This is a genomic window from Candidatus Nanopelagicales bacterium (genome assembly GCA_037045355.1).
GTDB lineage: Bacteria > Actinomycetota > Actinomycetes > S36-B12.
The window spans coordinates 266,838-287,082 of record JBAOHO010000026.1 but is presented as its reverse complement, the minus strand read 5'-3'; the positions used below and the strand labels follow the sequence as shown (position 1 = coordinate 287,082).

Here is a 20,245-nt window from a genome sequence, read left to right as displayed (position 1 = left end):
ATCCAACAGTCCTCGACGTGGCGATCGTGGGCACAGGAGCGGTGAACCGGTGGATCCGGTCGAGTGGCGTCTCAGTCGTCGTCGCCTTCGCGCTCCTCAGACTGCTCGTCCGACCCACCGTCGTCGTCCGACTCCCCTGCGCCGGATTCGCTGCGACTGTCGTCGTCGGACTCCCACTCGTCGGACGAATCATCGCCACCCGACCAGTTGCCCCCGCCGCCCGACGAGTCGTCCCCATCGGACGATTCATCGCCACCGGACCAGTCGTCGGACTCGTCATCGTGGGATCGACCCACGTTCCCTCCGCCCGACTCGGCGTCGTCGTCCGCCGATCCCTGCGCGTAGGAACGCACCTGCGGCGCGGGCGCGGCTTCGGGTTCGGATTCGCGCGTGACCGAAACCGGCACATCAACGATCTTCTTCTTGGGCGGATCCTTGACGACGTCGGTCTTGAAGCGAAGGACGGTCGGCTGCGGCGAAGGGAGCGCCGCGCTCGTCCCTGACACGTCGAGCCCGCTGGTCCCGGGCGCCACCACCAAGGTGTACATGCCCGCACCGAGCGCCACACTTCCGACGAGCGTGCCTGTCCAGATCAGAACTGATCGCATGATGATGTGCCTCCCGATATCGGCTCCGGCGGAGCGCGTCCCCAGTGTGACCGACGCCCGGTTTCGGGCGATGCCATGTGACTGTCAAGGACGTGTGTAATGCCGCTTTACACAGCCTTGACCCGGCGCCGTGGGTCGCCTTGAGCCGGATGCGCGGATGCTTGGGTCATGGCAATCAATCCCCGTACTTTGGCCACCACGGCACGTGGCGCGATCATCATCGGATCCGGGCTGGCACTCGGCCTATACAGCACTCACTTGCTGCAGGAGGCTCGCGCCACCGCGGAGCAACAGACGTCATCCGAAGCGGCCCGCGCCGTCAAGCCCCGAGTGGTCACCATCGTGCGCACCAAGCACGTGCCCTCCAAGCCGATCATCGTCTACCGCAAGGTCCCCGTGTATACCGACGCCCCCAGCACGGCATCCTCCTCAGGGGGAGCTTCGAGCTGGTCAGGGTCGGGATCCAGCGGCTGGTCCGGTGGTGGCGGGAGTAGTGGTGGGTCCGGATCCTCCACGGGTAGCGCACCCGCGCCACAACCGGCGCCCGCGCAGGCTCCCCCGGCTGCCAGCTCGGGGTCGTCATGATCAGCTCGGCCAGGATCGACACATGGCGCACGCACCTACGCTTGCTGGCGCGCACAGATCACGATCGCAGCGCCGAGGTGCGTGATGTCCTGGTCGCCGAGAAGGATCGGCTGAACGATGCCGCCAACCGGTTCACCCCGGATTCCGAACTCAGTGCGGTGAACAGAGGTGCCGGCCGATGGGTGGACGTCTCGTGGTACTTCGTCGAGGTGCTGACAGCCGCAATAGACGCCGCCGAGAGCACCGACGGTCTCGTCAGCCCGATTCTGGGCCGTCAGGTCGATGCAGCCGGATACCGCTCCTGGCGCACCGGAGCGGCGCCCGTCGTCCGGCTCCACACCCCGCCCGACCATGGATCTGTGGCGCCGTATCGGGACTCGAACCCACTGGTTCCGGGGCCCGAGTTCGGATTCCGCCGGGCGCAGCCCTTGATCTGGGAGCGATCGGAAAAGCATGGCTGGCTGATCGCCTCGCCACCCGGTTGTCCCGCGCCTGGGACTGTGACGTGCTCGCCGACATGGGCGGCGACATCCGCGTCGTCGGTCGGGAACCGTGGGCGGTCGCGGTGAACCCCGGATTGCCCGGAATACCGCTGCAGAAACTCCTTCTGACAGACGGCGGCATGGCCACGAGCGGCACCGGCCGCCGTCGCTGGCAGACTAGTGACGGCGCCGAGGCGCATCACATCATCGACCCACGAACCGGATGTCCAGCCGCCACGTGCTGGCACACCGCATCCGTGTGGGCGGTCGATGCCCAGGTGGCGAACACCGCCAGCACCGCAGCCATCGTTGCTGGCCGCGAAGCACCGGAGCACCTGAAGGCACTGGACTGCCGACTTGTACGCCCCGACGGCACCGATCTGCGATTGGGCCGCTGGCCGAAAGGCGAAACCACGACAACCACGACAACCACCGGGAGGGCTGCCTGATGGACCAGATTCCCGTTGCCTGGGTCCTGCTGCGAACCACCGGAGTAGTGGCGATCGCCGTCCTGACGTTGGCCGTCGCCTTGGGGATCTTGAGCCCCTCGATCCGAACGCCACGCCGACGGCTGGTGGCCATCTCGACGCACAACGCCGCCGCCTCCGTGGGATCAGTGCTGCTCGTGGCACATGTGGTGTTGGCGGTACTGGAACTCGATTCGTCGACATCTCCACCGCTCGCGACTGTCGTGCCCGGGATCGCGGCGTGGGAGCCGCTGTGGGTGGGGGATCGGGACCGGCGGCCGTCGACCTGATCCTGCTGGTACTGGTCACCTCCTGGACGAGGATGCGGGCGCCCATAGTCTGGCGGCGGGTCCATCTCTTGGCGTACGCCGCGCTGGCGCTGGCGTGGCTCCATGCACTTGTCATCGGTACGGATGCACTTCTGGTGCGCGCCTCGGCGTTGTTCAGTCTCGCGGCGGTGACGTTCGCCGCAACCTGGCGGATGGCCAGGGGGCCCGCCGTGCCCGATAGCCCAAGTCCGACGGCAGTGCGCCCAACGGTGCCCACCGAGCGCGAACCCCTCAACGCTGGAGGACCACGATGACTTCTCTTACGACCTACCCAACGACCTCCCTCACGATGGCAACCGATGTCATTCCCGAACTATCCGGGGCTCTCGGTGACCACCGACCGGATCGAATGCGTCTGGCCGGGGTTGACCTGCTCGCCGGAGCCTCACCCGACGGGCCAGTCTCCCTCGATCAACACCGTCTTCGCTGGTCGGGCCAGCCGCTGCTGTCAGCCCCGGGACTGGCCGCATGCGCGGACACCGCCGGAGTGGTCGGCGCGGGCGGTGCCGCCTTCCCGACCCACCGCAAGCTGACCTCGCTGGCGGGGCGCCGAGTGACAAGAGTGGTCGTCAACGGATCGGAGGGCGAATCAGCCAGCGCCAAGGACTCCGCTCTGCTCCGGCTCAATCCCCACCTGGTCCTCGACGGCGCTTAGGGCCGTCACGCACGCCCTGGGGGCAGAAACGACAGTCATCGTCATTCCGGCGGATCGGTCGGCAGACATCGCTGCGGTTTCCCCGCGCGATCGCTGAACGCGATGACGCCGTCCACTGGATGGTCTCCACTCACACCGGTGGCTTCGTCGCGGGCGAGGCATCGGCGGTCATCAACTCGATCAGCGGTGGCGACGCCGTCCCGGCCGATCTGGGTCGCCCTCCGCGGGACCCACGCAGCCGACTGCGGCGCGGCCATGTGTTCCTCAGCAACACCGAGACTTTCGCCCGACTCGCACTCGCCACCCGAGGCCGGATGATGACGACGGCCCTGACCACGGTCTCCGGGGCGGTGAGCGCTCCCGGCGTCTACGAAGTGCCCACGTCGTGGTCGATCGCCGACCTGGCCACGATCGCCGGACTCACCGGAACCCCGCGCTATCTCATCCTCGGAGGATGGCAGGGGACCTGGCTGCCTTGGCCCCACGTCGCGCACACGGCACTTCACCGCGACGCGATCGCGGCATCAGGTGGCCGATGGGGGGTCGGATCATTCGTGTGGCTGCCCGAGAACCTGGATCCCCGCCACACTCTGCACAGCATCGTCTCGTACCTGGCCCAAGAGTCCGCCGGCCAATGCGGACCCTGCGTTCACGGGCTTCCGGAACTCGCCCGAGCTCTGCAGAATCCCGGGACTGACATCGACTCACTCCTCGAATCCCTTGACGGTCGTGGATTGTGCGGCCACCCAACCGCAACCGCTGCCACCGTGCGCTCGGCACTGACGGCGATCGGAAAGGAACAACGATGAGCACACTGACGATCGATTGGACGCGCTGCGTCGGGCACGGGGTGTGCATCGCGGCGTTCGGCGAGCAGTTGCGCCCCGACCGGTGGGGTTATCCCGACGGCGTGACCACCGCGGGGGTACCCGTACCCACCCGACTGGAGCAGGCTGCCCGGGTCGCGGTGGCAACATGCCCGGCCGCGGCACTGCGGCTCTCCTCCCCCACAAGACAAGACGCCCCCACCGAAGACAAGAAACCCCCACCCGACGACAAGACCCCCCCGCCCGATGAAACGAGACCATGGTCGACGGCGGGAGACCCCACAGCCATGATGCGAGAAGCCCGCGCCGCGCACGACGAGACCGCGACTCACGCCAGAGACCGGCAACGGAGAACTGGTTACCGAGAACCGAGAACTAGGGTGGGGTACGTGGCCCACGTACTGATCGTCGAGGACGACGGTGGTATCCGTTCTGCGGTGATCCGCTCACTCACCGCCCGAGGCCACGCCGTCGACTCGGCCACATCCGGACTCGATGGCCTGCAAGCCATGCTGACCCAGCAGCCTGACGTCGTGATCCTGGATCTGGGCTTGCCCGACGTGCCCGGCGAACGGATCCTCGGCATGATCCGTGCGGTCAGCGACACTCCCGTGATCGTCGCCACCGCACGCGACGACGAAGGTCTCATCGTCGAGCTGCTCGATGCCGGCGCCGACGACTACCTGGTGAAGCCGTACTCTCCTGAACAGCTCGAGGCCAGGTTGCGAGCTGTGTTGCGTCGCAGCACGACGGTTCCGGACGTCGCACCGGCACCTGTGCGGGTCGGGGGCCTGACCGTCGACCTCGCACGTCGCACGGCCGAGGTCGATGGACGTCCCATCGAGTTGACCAGGTTGGAGTTCGACGTCCTCGCCTACCTCATCACGAATCCCGGCCGAGTGGTCAGTCGCAGGGAGTTGCTCCGGGAGGTGTGGCAGCGCACCGACAGCGCCCGCACCGTCGATGTCCATCTTTCCTGGCTGCGTCGGAAACTGGGCGACTCACCCGATGACCCTCGCTTCATCCATGTCCATCGCGGCGTCGGGGTGATGCTCGAGGACCAGTTGGCCACCCGCGACCTCGACGTCGCGGCCGACTGATGTATCGCCGCCTTGTTCTGTTTGGTCTATCTGTCGTCGGCGTGGCACTGCTTGCGCTGGTCATCCCCCTGGCGATGGCCGCTCGCGACATCGTGCGCACAGAGGAAATCGGGGAGGGGGCCGACAGAGCCCGCATCGTGGCCGACGCATGGCAACAGTCTGCGAAGGGGTCTGAGAAGAAAACCCCGACCGGGGTATCCATCGCTCCTGGCGATGGTGTCGTGACCCTGGTTCCCCCCGAGGGCCAACCGACCGGGGGGCCGATCGACGCGCGCGCCCAGGCGGTGATCGACTCGGCCAAGGACGGTGAATCGGCATCCCTCGACGTCGGTGATGCTGCCTTCATGTCCGCACCGGTGATCTTGGATGACGACACCGGCGCTGTGCTCGTGACCATGAACTCCGACAACCTGCGCCAGGGGCTCGCGCCACGACTGGCTGCACTCGCCGCTGTTTCGCTCGCCCTGCTGGCGTTCGCTGCGGTGGCAGCGTGGATCCTGGCTCGCCGCACGGCGGCACCGATCAGTCGGCTGGCCGAGGCTGCCGACGCAATGGCCGATGGAGACCTTTCCACGCGGGCAGCACCCTCGGACATCAAGGAGATTCACGATGTCTCGACCGCGCTCAACCGGCTGGCAACCCGGGTCCAAGAACTGCTCGCCGACGAGCGCGCCAACGCCGCCGAATTGGCCCACCAGTTGCGGACACCCTTGACCGTCCTGAGCGTCGACATCGACGGAGTGGCTGACGGCGAAGTGCGAGCACGCCTCCAAGAGGACGTGCTCGCACTGCAGCGCCAGACCGACGAGATCATCACCACTGCGCGCCGCTCGACTCGAGAGGGCCTGCGTGCCCGCTGCGATGCGGCCGAAGTGGTGGGCGAGCGAGCTGGGTTCTGGAACGTCCTCGCCGAGGATCAGCACCGTGCTGCCACGGTCTCCGTAGCGGCGGGCCCGCTGTGGGTGCGCCTCACGGACGATGATCTGACGACCCTGGTCGACATCTTGCTGCAGAACGTCTTCATCCACTCCCCGGAAGGCACTGCCTACGAGGTATCTCTGGGATCTGGCGCGGTTGGTGGGGCTGTCCTGGTCGTCCGTGACTACGGGTCGGGCTTCCCCGCCATCGAACGCCCCACACCAACCCCAGGCTCCACTGGGCTCGGCCTGTCGATCGCCGAGCGACTCGCCGTTGCAGCCGGTGGGTCGCTGCGTTGGCACAACGACCATGGCGCGGTCGTCGTCGTGACCTTGGGCCCACCCCAGGACTAGGCACGGAGTAGTCGAGGACGCTGGGTCGGTCGCCGCCGAGCGCATAACGGTCCGCAGTCGTGGAATCCCAGCCGGGACAGTAACCTGACAGCATCGTCAAGTCCGGAGGGGCGCATGAGAACAGTCGACATCTTCGCCGAGGCCAATCAGCAGACCTTGCCCGGTCGGCAACTTCAGGCGATCAAGGAGGCGGGGCCGGCATTCCACGAGTGGTTCTCGCGAGCCGGTACCGTGCGTGCTGTCCGGACCTTCGACCTTGTCGGTCTGCCCTACCCCACCGAGTACGCGCTGTTCCGGGCGCACTCGTCGCTCGCCACCCCCTTCGTGCGGATCACCAACCGCTTCCTGGTCGTGCAGTTCGACGATCACGACGGCGTGCTGCGCACCATGTTGGTCGGGCCCACCGACGTGGAACTCGCCGAGAACACCGCCTACTTCGAGGCACTGGGGCAGACCATGCCCGGACCGGTGCAGTCGATCGTCGTCAAGCGCTACCAGACCGTCGTGGAACACCTGGCGGACATCGGACTCGATCCGGCTGACATCGACTACATCACGTTCGACCATCTGCACACCCAGGACATCCGTCGGTGGCTCGGCACTCGGGAGCCGCAGCCGGATCTGGCGGCCAAGGGTATGGCCGCCAATAACGAGCCCGTGGCCGCGCTCTTCCCGAACGCGAAGCTGCTCATCATGCGCCGCGAGTGGGAGCAGTTCCCCGGAGAGCATCCCCTGCAGCGGCGGTGGTTCCAGGGCAGCACGTACCCAGCCGTGCGCACCGACAACATCGAACTCATCGACGAGGACGTCTGGTTGGGGCCAGGAGTCGCGCTGATCAACACTCCCGGACATACGGTCGGCAACCACTCGATCGTGTTGAACACATCTTCCGGGGTGTGGACGTCGTCCGAGAACGGCATGATGCCCGAGGCCTACGATCCCGAGTCATCGGACATCCCCGGTTTGCGGGGCTACTTCGCGGAGACCGGGTTCGAGGTGGTGCTCAACTCCAACACCCCGGAATCGAGCGCGGTGCAGTACAACTCCATGGTCAAGGAGAAACTCATGGCCGGTCGGGGTGGCCCGGCCGGTGAGCACGTCCAGCACTTCTGCTCGTCGGAGATGTCTCCCTGGTGGTTCGCGCAGCGCAACGGGCCGGGATTCACGTTCGAGCGGATCACCCACGGTGAACTGGACGTCAATCCGACCGCGGCGCGCAAAGCAGGACGCACTGCGTCGCGCCGCGGATCTGCGGCCAAGCGCCGTCCCGCTCGTACCGCCGTCTGACAGCAGCCGATCACCCCGCCACCCATGGCGCGATGCGTCAGTCCAGAGCCACGGCCGCATCGCCGCGAAGCGTCTGCCGGATCAGTCGGGCATAGGCATCGATCCCCGCACTGGTCAGATGGGTACCGTCCGCGACGAAGTACTCCGGGTGACCCCGGGACACGGCGGCCCAGTCGGCCAGTCGTACATTCGGCCACCGCTGTGCGGCATCGTTCAGCACTCGGTTGCTGTCGGTCATCCACCAGTGGGGGGTGTTCACGGTCACGAGCACGACGACGTCACGGTCGCGCAATGACCGCAGGATGGAGGCGATCCCGTCGGGGTCGGCGGGACCGTTGGTCCCGGTGTGGATGACCACGGACTCGCCGAGGGTTCCCCACGACCGACGGGTGGCGATCGCCTCCGCCACACCGGGCCAGTCGCGCGAGACCTCTGCGTCAATGCCGACGTACGGCAGCCTCCGCGACAACCCTGAGGCGGCACCGAGCATGACCGAGTCACCGATGGCGGTCACGTACTGATCCGAATAGTCCGGCGCGATCATCGGGTCCGGGCCTGGGTTCTGCTCCCCGTCGAGCTCAGCCGCACGTTGCGCCGCCGACTTGTCCGTTCGATCCTGGCCGACGGCGGTCCGGCCCGCCAGCACGTCGCGCGGCGCTGGAACCGACGCCACCGATGCTGCGGCGACAGTGACCACCGCCGCGGCGACACCCAGGGTGGCGGTGGCCAAGGCCACCGCTCGCAGCCGTCCGCGCTCGGTCCATGCCCGCCACGTACGTTCCAGCCCCCGGCGTCGGATCGGCATTTCCACGAACCGGTAGGACAGTTCAGCCACGACCAAGGTGAGCCCGAGCCGCACCACGATCACCGGAATCCCGTCGAACGGCAGGTCCACTCCGGGACGCAAGACCAAGAAGATCGGCCAGTGGTACAGATAGAGACCGTAGGAGCGCCGCCCCAGGTACCGCAGCGGTTCACGTCCCAGGATTCCGCCGAAGGAGATCGCCGGGTGAGCGGCCATCGCCACGGCGGCGACACTCACCACTGCCACGACGAGGAACCCCCCGCGGTACAACCACACCGAGTCTTCCCGCACCAAGACGAATGCGGCGAGGATGCCGGCGACCCCCAGCCAACCGATGACGTTGAGTCCCGTCCGCTGCGCTGGCCCGAGATGCTCGGACAATCGCGTGGGGCGCCACACCGTCGCGACGGCAGCGCCGAGTAACAGACCCATGCAGTGCGTGTCCGTGCCGAAGTACAGCCGACTGGCATCGGCACTGGCCGGCATGTCCGCGAACACCGCCCACGAGGTCATGAGGACCGTCGATGCAAGAGCTCCGGCAAAGGCAGCCACACCGACGGCGTAGCGCCCCGACCAGCGGTACAACCCGTACAGCATCAGTGGCCAGAGCAAGTAGAACTGCTCCTCCACCGCCAACGACCACAGATGCTGCAGCAGGGCCGGCCGACCCATGGCCTCGAAGTAGGACTGATCCTGGGCGATGAACGCCCAGTTGGTCACATAGAAGAACGCGGCTACCGCGTGTTCGCGGAATTGAGCGGCAGCGTCGCGTGCGACGGTCAGGACGAGTACGGAGCACAGGAGGAGGAGCACCGCGAGCGGGGGCAGCAATCGGCGGGCCCGCCCGGCGTAGAAGCCACGGAACGAGACGGTGCCGCGCGATTCGAGCTGCTCCAGCAACAGCGACGTGATCAGGAAGCCGGACAGGACGAAGAACACGTCGACGCCCAGGAATCCGCCCGGGAACAGCGTCACTCCGCTGTGGTAGACGAGTACCCCGACGACCGCGATGGCGCGGATCCCGTCGAAACCCGGGATGTACCGCCAGCGTGATCCGCTGATGGCAGGATCAGCGCGAGCGGGGGCGAGCGGAGTGGTCAATGACAGACGTTCGATCCGAGGTCGGGTTCAGCGTGCCTGAGGGCAGACTACCCAGTGCTCTGTGACCGAGTGCGGTCATATCTGTTGCCGCTGCACAAGGTCGCGGAACGGGCCGTCTTCATCCATGAGCTGCTCATAGGTCCCCTGTGCGGCGACCCTGCCGTCTGCGAGCATGACCACTCGATCGGCCTGCTCGATGGTGGAGAGCCGGTGAGCGACCACGAGCCGGGTGATGGCCAATCGGTCCAGGCTCGCCACGACTGCCGCCTGGCTGACGTTGTCCAGGGCCGAAGTTGCCTCGTCGAGGATGAGAATCCGGGGGCGGCCGGCGAGGGCGCGCGCGAGCAAGATCCGTTGGCGCTGCCCACCGGAGACCGCCCCGGACCCTTCGATCACCACCGTCGAAAGCCCCATCGGCATATCCCGGATCTCCTCGGCGACGGCCGCATCCGCCAGCGCCTGCCAGACCTCGTCTGTGGTGAGCCCGCGACCCAAGTCGACGTTCTCACGGATGCTGCCCGGCATCAGCTGTGAGCCCTGCATGACCGTCCCGATCTGGCGGCGCACGGACGAACGGTCGAGCCCGGACAGGTCCCGTCCGTCGTACGACACGATGCCGGATCCCGGGTCTTCCAGGCCCAACAACAGACGCAGCAAAGTGCTCTTGCCGCATCCCGACGGGCCCACGATGGCAACGTGGGAGCCGGCTGGAACAGACAAACTGACGCCTGTCGAGGACCGCCGGCATGTCGTCGCGATAGCGGAAGACCAGGTCGCGCACGTCGACGGAACCACCGAGCTCGGCGACTTCCTGCCCGGTGCGCGATTCGGGCTCGGACTGCAGGACCTCCTCCGCGCGCCGGAGCACGGCCCGGGCCGACAGCCCGGCACCGATGGAGGCGACCGCCGCGGCCAGGGCGCCAGTGGCTGCGGTCAGTGCGGTTTGGGCGGTGACCAGCTGACCCACGTCGGCACCGGCGGCGGCGGTGACCACGAGAAGGATCGCCAGTCCGACTGTGGGCCAGAACGCCCCCGTCATCTGTTGGACCACCGAGAGTCGACGCCGCCGCACCTCGACCTCCGTCGTCCGAGCCTGGGAGTCGGCCCAGAGGGCGAACGCACGTGCCGAGGCGCCGGAGACCCGCAGGCGGTTCACCCCTGTGATGAGGTCCAAGGTGACTGCCTGACTCTGGGTCGTCGCATCGAGGACGGCGGCCGTCAACCGCGCTGAGCGGCGCACCAGGATCACTTCGACAACACCGCGCACGATCAGGAAGCCGATGAGCGCGAAGGCAAGAGGCCACGAAGTGGTGAACACACCGACGATCGCCCCGCCGACGGCCGCGACGTCCAACAGCGCCGTGATGACCGGATCGGGCGCCGTCAGCGACGCGGTGTCGACGGCGTTGGCGTCCGTCATGCGGGACGCGACCGTGCGCCGCGTGTGCCAGGACATCGGAAGGCGCAGCAACCGATCCCACACGGCTGTCGCTGTGACCGACACAGCCCGCCCCCTGATACGCAGTAGAGCGAACGACCGAACTGCCCGCAGCAGCAGGTCGCCCGCCGCCAAGGCGACGAGCGCGAACCCGACGACCAGCAATGTCGAGGACGTTTGGCTGGACACCGACTGGGTCAAGGCGCCGGCAACCACGGGTATGACTGCGGCGAGCAGACCCACGACAACGGTCAGCCCCACAACGAGGGCGATGCTGTTGTTGCTTCCGCGCAGCCCCAACCGGGCGAGGTCGGACAACCGGGCCGTCTTGTTGGCGTCGAGCAAGGGCTCCAAGAGCACGGCGGAACGCGACCACTGCGCAGCTGCGTCAGCAGCCACGACATCGCCGAGTCCGCCATCGGGCTGCCACAGCCGGTACCCGCCGCGCCGCCAGACGGCAGCGGCCGTGTCGGCCTGCGGCTCTTCGGGGCGATGCACCAGCAAAGGTGGGCCCTCGCGGCGCCACCAGTCCGGGGCAAGTTCGACCCGCCGGATTGCCGCTCCGGCGGCAGCTGCCAAAGCAGTGAGGGGTTCTCGTCCGCTGACGGCGGCGTCCGTCACGGCCCGACGCAGGGCCAGCGGGTCGGGATGCAGCCCGATCTGGCGTGCGACGAAGTCGACCACGGCTACGTCGTGCGGAAGTTCCGCGCCTCCCAGCAGCGGGGGTTTGCGCCCGGGCACCACGGCCGCGAGACCGAGCAGCGAGTCGTCCACGAGCCGCTCGTCGTGGTGGGCTTGTAGGACCTGGCTCTCAGTCTCGGTCTCCCGTGATTGGGCGGCGCCGACCAGCGCAGATTCCACAGCCATGGTCATCTCGGCCCGGGCTGACTCCCCTGGATCGGTTCCCGGCGCGACCCGCGTGCCCGGCATCCCTGCGACGAGCAGGCGCCCACCTGGTACGGCGATCCCCGCCACCAGTCCGGGACCGCGACAAGTGAGGACCGGGATCCGGCGACCACCGTCGGGAACCACGAACACCAGGACCGTTCCGGTCTCCACGTTCAAGACCTCACCGTCGGAGAGACCGATCGTCCGACTGGCGTCGAGTTCCCGACTCATGCCGTCACCAGCCGCCGGTAGGGGCCGTCGTGACCGATGAGCTCATCGTGCCTGCCCCGCTCCACCACGGCGCCCTTCTCGAGCACCAGGATCTCGTCGGCATCACGCACCGTGGACAACCGGTGCGCAACGATCAGACACGAAGCGCCGCGCCGCCGGATGGCGGCGTCGATATGACCTTCGGTTGCCGCATCGAGGGCGGATGTCGCCTCATCCATGATGATGACCGCGGGGTTGCGCACCAGGGCACGGGCGATCTCCAGACGCTGACGCTGGCCGCCCGACAGATCGTCACCCCCCTCGCGCAGCAGCCCGTCGTAGGAGCCGGGCCGCCGCGCGATGTCGTCGTGAATCCCCGCGTCGACCGCGGCCTGCAGCACCGCGGCTTCGCCGATCGTCGGATCCCACAAGGTGATGTTGTCGCGGAAGGACCCCGCGAAGATCACGGGATCCTGATCGACGAGCCCCATCTGCGTGTGCAGCACCTGCTCGGGCCACCAGTCCCGCGGCTGCCCGTCGATGAGCACCTCGCCCGCCCATGGCTGATACAGCCCGACCAACAGCCGAGCGACCGTTGACTTGCCACAACCGCTGGGACCCACCAGCGCGACCCTCGCGCCGGGCGCGATGGTGAGGTCGAGGTCGCGCAGCAGCGGAGGACGGTTCGGGTCGTACCCGAACGTCACCCCGCGCAATGCCACCTCGCCGACCAGGGTTGCGGGCCGCGGGTCGACTGGTGGCGTTCGAATGGGCAGCGGCGTGTTGAGCACGTCGTCGATCTGATCCAGTTCGCCGGTCAAGGTCTCGGCCTGTTGCATCTGACTCACGATCGTCGCGGCCGGAGCCAGCGCGAGTCCCAGGAGAGTCTGGACCGCCACGAATCCGCCGAGGGTCAGCCGACCGCTGGTCACCCCGTACAGTCCGACGATCGTGACGGCCGCGTTTCCTACGGTGACCACGAACCCGGGCAACTGGGACACCAGGACGGTCCGTTCCCCGAGCTCCTGCAGCGCAGCGAGGAACCTGTTGTGGGCGCTGGTCCAGCGCGCGATCGAATGGTCTTCCGCCCCGGACGCCTTGACCACTTCGACCTGACCCAAAGTGCCGGCGCTGACGATCGAGACCTCGGACTGCTCGCGCACCATGCGCATCGCCAGCATGCGACGGAGCCGGGACGACCACTGCAGTGCCCCGACGACACCGGCGACCGCGACCAGCGCGACCACCCCTGCGGGTGGGTAACTGACGAGGAGCAGCAGGATCGCCGTGCTGCTGCTGATGACGCCGACCGCGAGGGTCGAGAAGATACCCGACACGGTCGCCGCCACCCCTGCGGGCTGCAGGGACCGTTGCGCGAGGGCCGCTGACCCACGCATGGCATGGAACGCGGCGGGGAGCAGCAAGATCCGAGCCATCATCCGGGACTGCAGGACGATGGACAGTTTGGTGGCGAGGCGCATGCCGATGGCGCCTTGAAGCCCGATGAGTCCTGCCTGCAGGACGGCAATGAGCACCAGGACGGTCAACAACGTCTCGATGTTCACCGGTGGCCCACCGGTCAACCAGTCGACGAACAGGCGAGCGGCCCCGGGGACCAGAATCTGCGGGACAATCAGCAGCACGCCCAGTACGCCGATCAGCACGACACCGTCGCGGGAACCCACCAGGTAGGAACCGAGACGGCGCAGGATGCCCCGGTGTTCGCCCCCGGGGACAAAATCGGGGCCGGGCTTCATCTCGAGCATGATTCCGGTGAAGGACTCGTTGAACTCCTCGTCACTGCAGGTGCGATGACCCAGAGCCGGGTCGTTCAGGTACCAACCGTCTTTGGACCAACCCTCGACGACCAGGAAGTGGTTGAACCGCCAGAAGATGATCAAAGGCGTCTGGTGGTGGCGCAGGTCGTCGGGTTCGCAGCGACGCGCAGAGACTTGGAGCCCATACCGTTGGGCCGCGACCTTGACCGACTTGGCATTGACCCCATCCCGCGACGTACCGCAGGCGTCGCGCAACTCTTCGAGCGAGACCCATTTGCCGAAGTGGGCGAGCACGATTCCCAGCGAAGCAGCGCCGCATTCGGTGGCCTCCATCTGCAGCCGCGCGGGGGTGCGCACCCGGTGCCGGCGGGGCGGGTCGGTGGTCGCCAGCACCGTGGTCATGACATGCCCAGCAACTGCCGGAGCAGGGTCCGTTCACTGACCAATACGACGGCCTCGAACTCGACTCCCGGTGGAGCGGGTTCATCCAGATCCAACTCGATCACGACCATGGGTTCGGACGGCGGCTCCAGCAGTCCCAAGCCCTCCTGCACCCGGGCGGGTGAGAGGGCGCCACTGCGTTGCGGCCCCACCTGACCGGAGACGGTCGGTCCTCCGATCACTGACAAGGTGACCGGTTGCCCCGCCACCAGCTTGGCGGCTTCGTCGGGGTCGACCATCATCAGCGCGGTGGTCCCGTCGTCGACCTTGCGCGCGATCTCGGCGATCCATTCGCCGACGTCGACCGGGTCTCCCGGCCGCAGCAGGTAGCCGAGCAGAGTACCGGCGCGCTGGGCGCGCTGGGGAACCTTACGGTCGCCGCTGACCACGTAGCCGACGAGTTGGCCGAGTTCGACCTTGCTTCCCGCAGCCACGGTGTATTTGCCGAACTGGCCGGGAACCGATGCCGTCACCAAGGTGACCCCGCCCTTGTCCACGATGCGCCCGCCGCCGGTCACGGTCACGTTTCGGGGAGTGACGGCGGCGTAGGCGACGCCGCCGAGCACAAGGATCGCCGCGGCCACGGCGATCAACCACAGCCGCAGAGATGTGACGGGCAGAAGTTGGTCGAGCCGGTCGGTGGAATCGAGCGCCTGGACCGCCTTGGCGCGGTACAGCGGCGCGGGTTGTCGCCCCGGCACGGGCCGCGGGAGTTCCGGAGTTCCCGGTGCTGTCATGACACTTCTTTTGTACACCCGAGGCGGGGCGCGTTCCCCATCCGCCGGAAGGCCGAAGCGGGCCGCTCAGGGCACCAGCAAGCCCCGCAGATCGGTGTCATGCAGACGTGTCGACAGGTGCAACGCGATCCCGACCGATCCGGACATCAGCTGCGGAGTGGCCAGGCGCGGATCGGTCGGATCTCCCAGGGGAAGCCGGAAGTGCCCGGCTTGCGCGTAGTGGGTGCACACCCGGTCGGTGAGTGTGTCCGAGGCGGTCACCCACTCGGGGGCGCCCAAAGCGCGGCCCGCGATCCGCAGCACCGCCGCGCGCCCGGTGAGCCCGCAACACAAGTGGTCGTTCGCCGGCTCCGGCGCATTCGTCGTAGTGGCCAGGGCCCTGTCGAGTTCGACACGCCAGCGGGCGGCTTCGCGGTGATCGGGGAGTAACTCCAGGGCCCTGAGTCGAGCCAGCGCGATCCCCGGGGCTCCGTGACACCAGGCGGTCATGAATCCCGCGCCCGGCACCGATGGGTAGCCCGTGCCGGAGGCGGTGGGGTGACGTGTCGGTTCTCGGAAGTCGGGCCAGTTGCCCACCGATACGTCGAAGACCTCCGCCTCGTAGGCGAAGGCCAGAACTCCTGCCGAGACGACGTCGTCGTCACCGAGGGCCACACCGGCTTCGAGGAGCGCGAGCCCCATCCCGCTGGCACCGTGGGAGAGTCCGGTCAGCGGTCGGGGGCCCAGTCGTGAGGGCCAGCCGCCATCGGCGCCCTGGCGGTCGGTCAGGTGTGTCGCCGCGGTGCGCAACAGCTCACGTCGGTGGGGATCAGGGTCGCTGACATATGCCCGCGCGAGGGGACCGACCAGCCCAGCCACACCGCCGATGAGGTCCAGGTACTGGTCGCGGCGAACGAGTTCGACCGTCAGTTGCTCGATCACGCTGCCGATCTCGTCAGACGTCGTCGGACTGCCGAGCCACTCGAGGGCACGGAGCAGTCCACCGACCCCGGTCCACCCGAGCCCGAAGTCGCGTAGGAAGCGAAATCGCGTGTAGGGGTCGGGCGCGCTCAGGGACTCGAACATCGGAGCCATCACGTCGTGTGCGGTGAATGGGCCGGGTCGGGGTTCGACGGCCAATAGAGCGGCCAGTCCGGCTCGCCCGTCGTACAGTCCGCCCCCGATCAACCCCAGTTGCACCGCCTCCGACTCGCTGATGATCGACAGCACCAGCCACGTGTTGTGGCCGTGGCCATCGGTCACGGCCGAGCGTGCGAGCGAATCCAGGACCTGGTTGACGACGGACCGATCATCAGCGGGCGGCGGGATCGGAGCCGTCGCCCCATGTGTGGGGGGCGGGGAGTTGACGGTGCGGTACCGGGCGGTGATCGCTCCCCGGATCAGCCGCACCTGCCAGGCCATGTCGGCGTCCGACGCGGAGTCGATCCGTTCGATGGATTCGGCGATTCCGTCCGACGCCAGGATCCCGGTGATGGGTCCGAGACTCGAGCGCACCACATCGGAGCCCAGTTCGTGATCGAAGTAGGGGATGTCCATCTGCTCCATGTCGTGCAGTTCAGCGTGAAAGGCCTCCCAGTACGGGGAGGGTTGCCCGGCGATGAGGCTGCTGCGCGAGAGGCGTTCGAGTTCGAAACCGCGCAGGTTGACCGTTGTCAGGGAGTCGGCGCTCAACGCCGCCCGTTGCGTCTCCGCGTACACCCTGGTCGCGCGCAGGACGACTCGACGCGACACCCCGACGAAGTCCAGGACCCGGTCGCGGATCTCCGATCTGTTGTCACGCACCAATCGATAGACCTCGGTAAATCCGGTCGTCACGGCGTCCCCATGGGCAGCCAGCGGATTGTCGCGGCCCGCCGGCACCGGCAGGCAGGCTGGATGTGACGGGGAACTCAGAGTGACGCCCCAGGCGATGTCGTCAGTACCGATGCTGTGCCATCCCGGCTGCGCTACGGGTTCGGTGACTGGGGCGACCCCCAGCGCACTGATGTCGTGGGGGGTGTTCCGAGGGCCGGCGAGCAGCCATCCGGGCAGCATGCCCACGCGCAGCACGGAGGCGGCCAGCGGCCCGCTGCGCGACTCGCCGGGGGGCCGATTCGACTCGGTGTATTCGGTCAGGCTCCCCTGGAACAGGGTTTCAGCGTCGATCAGGTGCAGGGTGGAATCGGTGGCGATGAGGTTCTCGAAGTGAGCGTCGGTGGCACCGATGAAGTACAGGATCGCGAGCAGCCGACCGGCGTTGCGATAGAACCGCGGCAACTCGTGGGGGAGGCACGGGCTGTGGGCAACGGCAGCGACGTAGCCGTAGTCGGCCCCTACTGCGACGACGGTGAGACCGCAGGGCCCGTCGGGCAGGAGTCGTCCGATGCTGCTGACGAGATCGTGGTAGCGGCGTTCGATCCGCAGATCCTTGGGTTTGTAGACGATCCAGCGGGGTGTGTCGGGGTCCCCGAAGCCGAGCGCCGCAACTGTTCGACCCCCGCGGTGCGGATCACTCAGCCCCGCGCGCACCGCACAGATGGGGGCATCGATGGCGATGTCGAAAGCCGCACTGATCGCCTCTCGGTCGGTGGCCACCCGCTGCAGCATCACTGCGGTGTTCGTGCGCCAATTCGCTGCTGTCACGGCGATGATCCGTCCCAAGGCGGGATGCCTGCTCAGCAGCCCATCGAGTCCGTCGGCCAACTCGGTCCGGCACCACTGCAGGTACCGCTGCGACGACAGGCTCCCGGCGGTGACACCGAGCTTCAGCAGGAGGGTCCGGCCCATCGGTCGATCGGCGCCGAAGTCGGCGACGCACGATGGCGCGCAAGCCTGTGAGAGCGCGGTTAGAAGCACCTGGCGAAGACTTTCACGTGCCGGCGGGGCCAGCGGCTCGACAACGGCAGGATCGAGTTCGGCCGCGAGTCTGTCCCAGTTCCACGTCACCAGCGGTTCGAGGATCTCGGCAAAGGCGACCGATTCGGAAGAGGGTGTTCGGGGCGGGTCGGCCTCTTGGCAGGCGGCCGACATGCACTCCAGGTCGTGCCACCAGGTGGGCGGTTCGCCGGGCGCCGGTGGGCCGAGCAGCCACGGGACGTCAGACTGAGCCCAGCCGTCCCACGAGATCCGACGGTCGAACAAGCCGGCACCGTCGGGATCGACAGCCTCCCGCCAACGGTGTGCATCGGCAGTGGAGCCCGGCTTGTCGGCCGGCGGACAATCTCCGTACCGGCGTTCCCACCAGGAGACGCCTTGGCGCAAGACCTCGGTGGGGACACGAGGTTTCATCCGACGAACTGGTAGCTCGACGTCAGCATGCCCAGGTACAGGAACGGAACGGCCACCACGCCGGCGGCCGTGGCCCAGCGCGACCTCTCGCCGGCGCCGCGCACCAGCAGGTATGTGGCGATCGTCAGGCCGACTTCGGGGAGCAGCACGTAGGGTGCGACGCCGGCGACCTGCATGACATCCACGGGTCGCCACAGGGGAATCGCGGGCGCGATCAGTTCGGCGAAGGTGAACATCACCAACCCGCCCACCACGACTGCCACCAAGGCGGCCACCAGTCCGTGCGACCGTTCCATGACGTAGCCGATGAGCATGATGGGCAGCAGGGCGACGGTCCACATGAAGGCCATGAAGAGAGGCATCGTGTCCAGGAATGGAGCACCAGTATCGGGGAACTGCAGGATCCCGAGGACTGAGGACAGGAACCAGTCGGGCAGCACCATGAGAACGCTCAAGGGCGCGAGAACCATCCAGTAGGTCAGCAGAACCGGGTCGTGGGTTCTGGTAGCGAGTACCACGACGGCCACGCTGTAGCCGATGACGAGGAGCAACACCCGGACGCCCAACGTTCCCACCGGGGCCAACACCCCGACCACGGCGATCACGGCGAAGACTGCGTGCAGCTCCAGCCATCGACGCGGCTGGGCCTGCCCGGCAAGGGTCGGGGATTCGGCGACCTGCGTCATAGCGGAAGTGTCACATGACCCGCGCCGCACCACACGGGGAAAGGGATCGGTCAGACTGTCGCGTGACGAAGGGTTGACGATGACTGACGTACTTGTCCTGGGCGCTGCGGGTGGGATCGGGGCCATGGCCGCCCGGACCTTGGTGATTGCGGGCTCCTTCGAACGGCTCATCGCCAGTGATCTCAATGCTGCTGCGTTGCAGTGTGAGGTCGACACCTGGCCCACTTCAGGGACTCGGGTGCACTCCCAGGCCCTCGATGTCTCCGACGAGGAGGCCCTGGCCGCGGCCCTCGCAGAGGTGGACCTCGTCGTGAACTGCGTGGGGCCCTTCTACCGATTTGGGCCACCGACCCTGCGGGCCGCGATCCAGGCCGGCGTCCCCTACGTCGATGTGTGCGACGACCTCGATCCGACCCGGGAGATGCTCACCTTCTTCGATGACGCACACGCCGCCGGTGTTCCCGCCCTGATCGGCATGGGCAACTCCCCGGGCTTGGCGAATGTGCTGGTGCGGTACTGCGCGGACCACCTGCTCGAGACGGTCACGGCCGTCGACATCATGCACATCCACGGCGGTGAACCGAGCGAAGGTGCGGCGGTGCTCAAGCACCGGATCCATGCCATGGTCAGCGATGTTCCCGTGTGGCAGGACGCGGCGATGCGCAGTGTCCGCATGCTGGAAGACAGCGGCGCAGCGTACGTCACCGACGTGGACTTTCGGGATGTCGGCACCTACCCCGTCTATCCGTATCCCCATCCCGAGACGATCACGCTGCCAGTCCACCTGCCGGGAGTCCGCCGCGTGACCAATCGCGGTGTAGTTTTCCCGCTGTCGTATTTCGACATGACGGCGGAACTGGTCCGCGCAGGAACTCCCGTCGACGACGCCGTCGCCCAACTGATCGCCCACCGACCCTCGCTGCTCGCCGAATCGGGTGTGACCGGACCGGCCGGGTGCCTGCGGGTCGACATCGCCGGCACCATCGGGGGCGAGGAGCACCGGATCGTCTTCTCCTTGTCGTCGCAGGGGTCGGGAGCAGCCGAGGGAACGGGAATCCCTGCCGCACTCGGGGCCCTGCTGATGGCCCGGGGCGCCATCACCACGCCCGGCGTCCACCCTCCGGAAGCTGTCGTGGACCCGGTGGCCATGCTGACCTTGGCCAACGAACTTCTCCCCGCCCTCGGCGTTGCGGGCACTTCCGGGTCGTTGCCGATCCACATCTCCCGAACGGGGCCGGATGGCGCGGAGACGGAGCTCGATCTGTTCGGATGATCCTGCTTGA

At 67.5% G+C, this 20,245-nt stretch carries 18 protein-coding genes and 1 pseudogene; 11 read left to right on the top strand and 8 right to left on the bottom strand.

Annotated elements, in window-relative coordinates; translation table 11 throughout:
* Nucleotides 1-71 precede the first annotated feature (71 nt).
* Nucleotides 72-608 carry a hypothetical protein gene (locus V9E98_14010; protein MEI2718079.1) on the bottom strand — a complete coding sequence of 179 codons (537 nt, stop codon included), beginning with the start codon at nucleotides 606-608 and terminating at the stop codon, nucleotides 72-74.
* Nucleotides 609-776: 168 nt separating this feature from the next.
* On the opposite strand from V9E98_14010, the gene V9E98_14005 reads away from it, so the two are divergent.
* The 10 genes from V9E98_14005 to V9E98_13960 all read left to right on the top strand — a co-directional run bounded on the left by V9E98_14005 (nucleotide 777) and on the right by V9E98_13960 (nucleotide 7,611).
* Nucleotides 777-1,193, top strand: a complete 417-nt coding sequence (locus V9E98_14005) for a hypothetical protein (GenBank protein ID MEI2718078.1) — start codon at nucleotides 777-779, stop codon at nucleotides 1,191-1,193.
* On the top strand, nucleotides 1,190-1,762 hold the full coding sequence (locus V9E98_14000) for an FAD:protein FMN transferase (protein ID MEI2718077.1): 573 nt from the start codon (nucleotides 1,190-1,192) through the stop codon (nucleotides 1,760-1,762). The genes V9E98_14005 and V9E98_14000 overlap by 4 nt, the downstream gene beginning before the upstream one ends.
* Nucleotides 1,651-2,124, top strand: a complete 474-nt coding sequence (locus tag V9E98_13995; protein ID MEI2718076.1) for an FAD:protein FMN transferase — start codon at nucleotides 1,651-1,653, stop codon at nucleotides 2,122-2,124. The genes V9E98_14000 and V9E98_13995 overlap by 112 nt, the downstream gene beginning before the upstream one ends.
* The gene (locus V9E98_13990) at nucleotides 2,124-2,432 is read left to right on the top strand and encodes a hypothetical protein (protein ID MEI2718075.1); all 309 of its coding nucleotides are present in this window, start codon (nucleotides 2,124-2,126) and stop codon (nucleotides 2,430-2,432) included. The genes V9E98_13995 and V9E98_13990 overlap by 1 nt, the downstream gene beginning before the upstream one ends.
* Entirely contained in the window at nucleotides 2,396-2,725 is a 330-nt protein-coding gene (locus V9E98_13985) for a hypothetical protein (protein ID MEI2718074.1), read from the top strand. The genes V9E98_13990 and V9E98_13985 overlap by 37 nt, the downstream gene beginning before the upstream one ends.
* A complete protein-coding gene (locus V9E98_13980) occupies nucleotides 2,722-3,126 on the top strand; it encodes a hypothetical protein (protein ID MEI2718073.1) in 405 nt (134 codons plus the stop codon). Before V9E98_13985 ends, V9E98_13980 begins: the two co-directional genes overlap by 4 nt.
* 119 nt (nucleotides 3,127-3,245) lie before the next feature.
* The gene (locus V9E98_13975; protein ID MEI2718072.1) at nucleotides 3,246-3,935 is read left to right on the top strand and encodes an NADH-ubiquinone oxidoreductase-F iron-sulfur binding region domain-containing protein; all 690 of its coding nucleotides are present in this window, start codon (nucleotides 3,246-3,248) and stop codon (nucleotides 3,933-3,935) included.
* Complete coding sequence (locus V9E98_13970; GenBank protein ID MEI2718071.1) at nucleotides 3,932-5,053, top strand: response regulator; 1,122 nt, start codon at nucleotides 3,932-3,934, stop codon at nucleotides 5,051-5,053. Before V9E98_13975 ends, V9E98_13970 begins: the two co-directional genes overlap by 4 nt.
* Nucleotides 5,054-5,094: 41 nt before the next feature.
* Nucleotides 5,095-6,324, top strand: coding sequence for a HAMP domain-containing sensor histidine kinase (locus V9E98_13965; protein MEI2718070.1), 1,230 nt, complete (start codon nucleotides 5,095-5,097; stop codon nucleotides 6,322-6,324).
* Between the two features lie 114 nt (nucleotides 6,325-6,438).
* Nucleotides 6,439-7,611, top strand: coding sequence for a hypothetical protein (locus tag V9E98_13960; protein MEI2718069.1), 1,173 nt, complete (start codon nucleotides 6,439-6,441; stop codon nucleotides 7,609-7,611).
* Between the two features lie 37 nt (nucleotides 7,612-7,648).
* Here the strand turns inward: V9E98_13960 and V9E98_13955 are convergent, their stop codons facing one another.
* The 7 genes and pseudogenes from V9E98_13955 to V9E98_13925 form a co-directional block, all read right to left on the bottom strand.
* A complete protein-coding gene (locus tag V9E98_13955) occupies nucleotides 7,649-9,517 on the bottom strand; it encodes an acyltransferase family protein (GenBank protein ID MEI2718068.1) in 1,869 nt (622 codons plus the stop codon).
* A gap of 75 nt (nucleotides 9,518-9,592) precedes the next feature.
* The gene (locus V9E98_13950; GenBank protein ID MEI2718067.1) at nucleotides 9,593-10,204 is read right to left on the bottom strand and encodes an ATP-binding cassette domain-containing protein; all 612 of its coding nucleotides are present in this window, start codon (nucleotides 10,202-10,204) and stop codon (nucleotides 9,593-9,595) included.
* Between the two features lie 316 nt (nucleotides 10,205-10,520).
* Nucleotides 10,521-11,822, bottom strand: a pseudogene (locus V9E98_13945) (ABC transporter transmembrane domain-containing protein).
* A 248-nt stretch (nucleotides 11,823-12,070) separates the two neighbouring features.
* Nucleotides 12,071-14,233 carry a cysteine peptidase family C39 domain-containing protein gene (locus V9E98_13940; GenBank protein ID MEI2718066.1) on the bottom strand — a complete coding sequence of 721 codons (2,163 nt, stop codon included), beginning with the start codon at nucleotides 14,231-14,233 and terminating at the stop codon, nucleotides 12,071-12,073.
* A complete protein-coding gene (locus V9E98_13935; protein ID MEI2718065.1) occupies nucleotides 14,230-15,009 on the bottom strand; it encodes an HlyD family efflux transporter periplasmic adaptor subunit in 780 nt (259 codons plus the stop codon). Before V9E98_13935 ends, V9E98_13940 begins: the two co-directional genes overlap by 4 nt.
* A gap of 66 nt (nucleotides 15,010-15,075) precedes the next feature.
* Nucleotides 15,076-18,276, bottom strand: coding sequence for a type 2 lanthipeptide synthetase LanM (gene lanM / locus V9E98_13930; protein ID MEI2718064.1), 3,201 nt, complete (start codon nucleotides 18,274-18,276; stop codon nucleotides 15,076-15,078).
* Nucleotides 18,273-18,962: a hypothetical protein gene (locus V9E98_13925; protein MEI2718063.1), complete on the bottom strand. Its 690-nt coding sequence runs from the start codon at nucleotides 18,960-18,962 to the stop codon at nucleotides 18,273-18,275. Before V9E98_13925 ends, lanM begins: the two co-directional genes overlap by 4 nt.
* A gap of 79 nt (nucleotides 18,963-19,041) precedes the next feature.
* On the opposite strand from V9E98_13925, the gene V9E98_13920 reads away from it, so the two are divergent.
* On the top strand, nucleotides 19,042-20,235 hold the full coding sequence (locus V9E98_13920) for a saccharopine dehydrogenase NADP-binding domain-containing protein (protein ID MEI2718062.1): 1,194 nt from the start codon (nucleotides 19,042-19,044) through the stop codon (nucleotides 20,233-20,235).
* Nucleotides 20,236-20,245 lie beyond the last annotated feature (10 nt).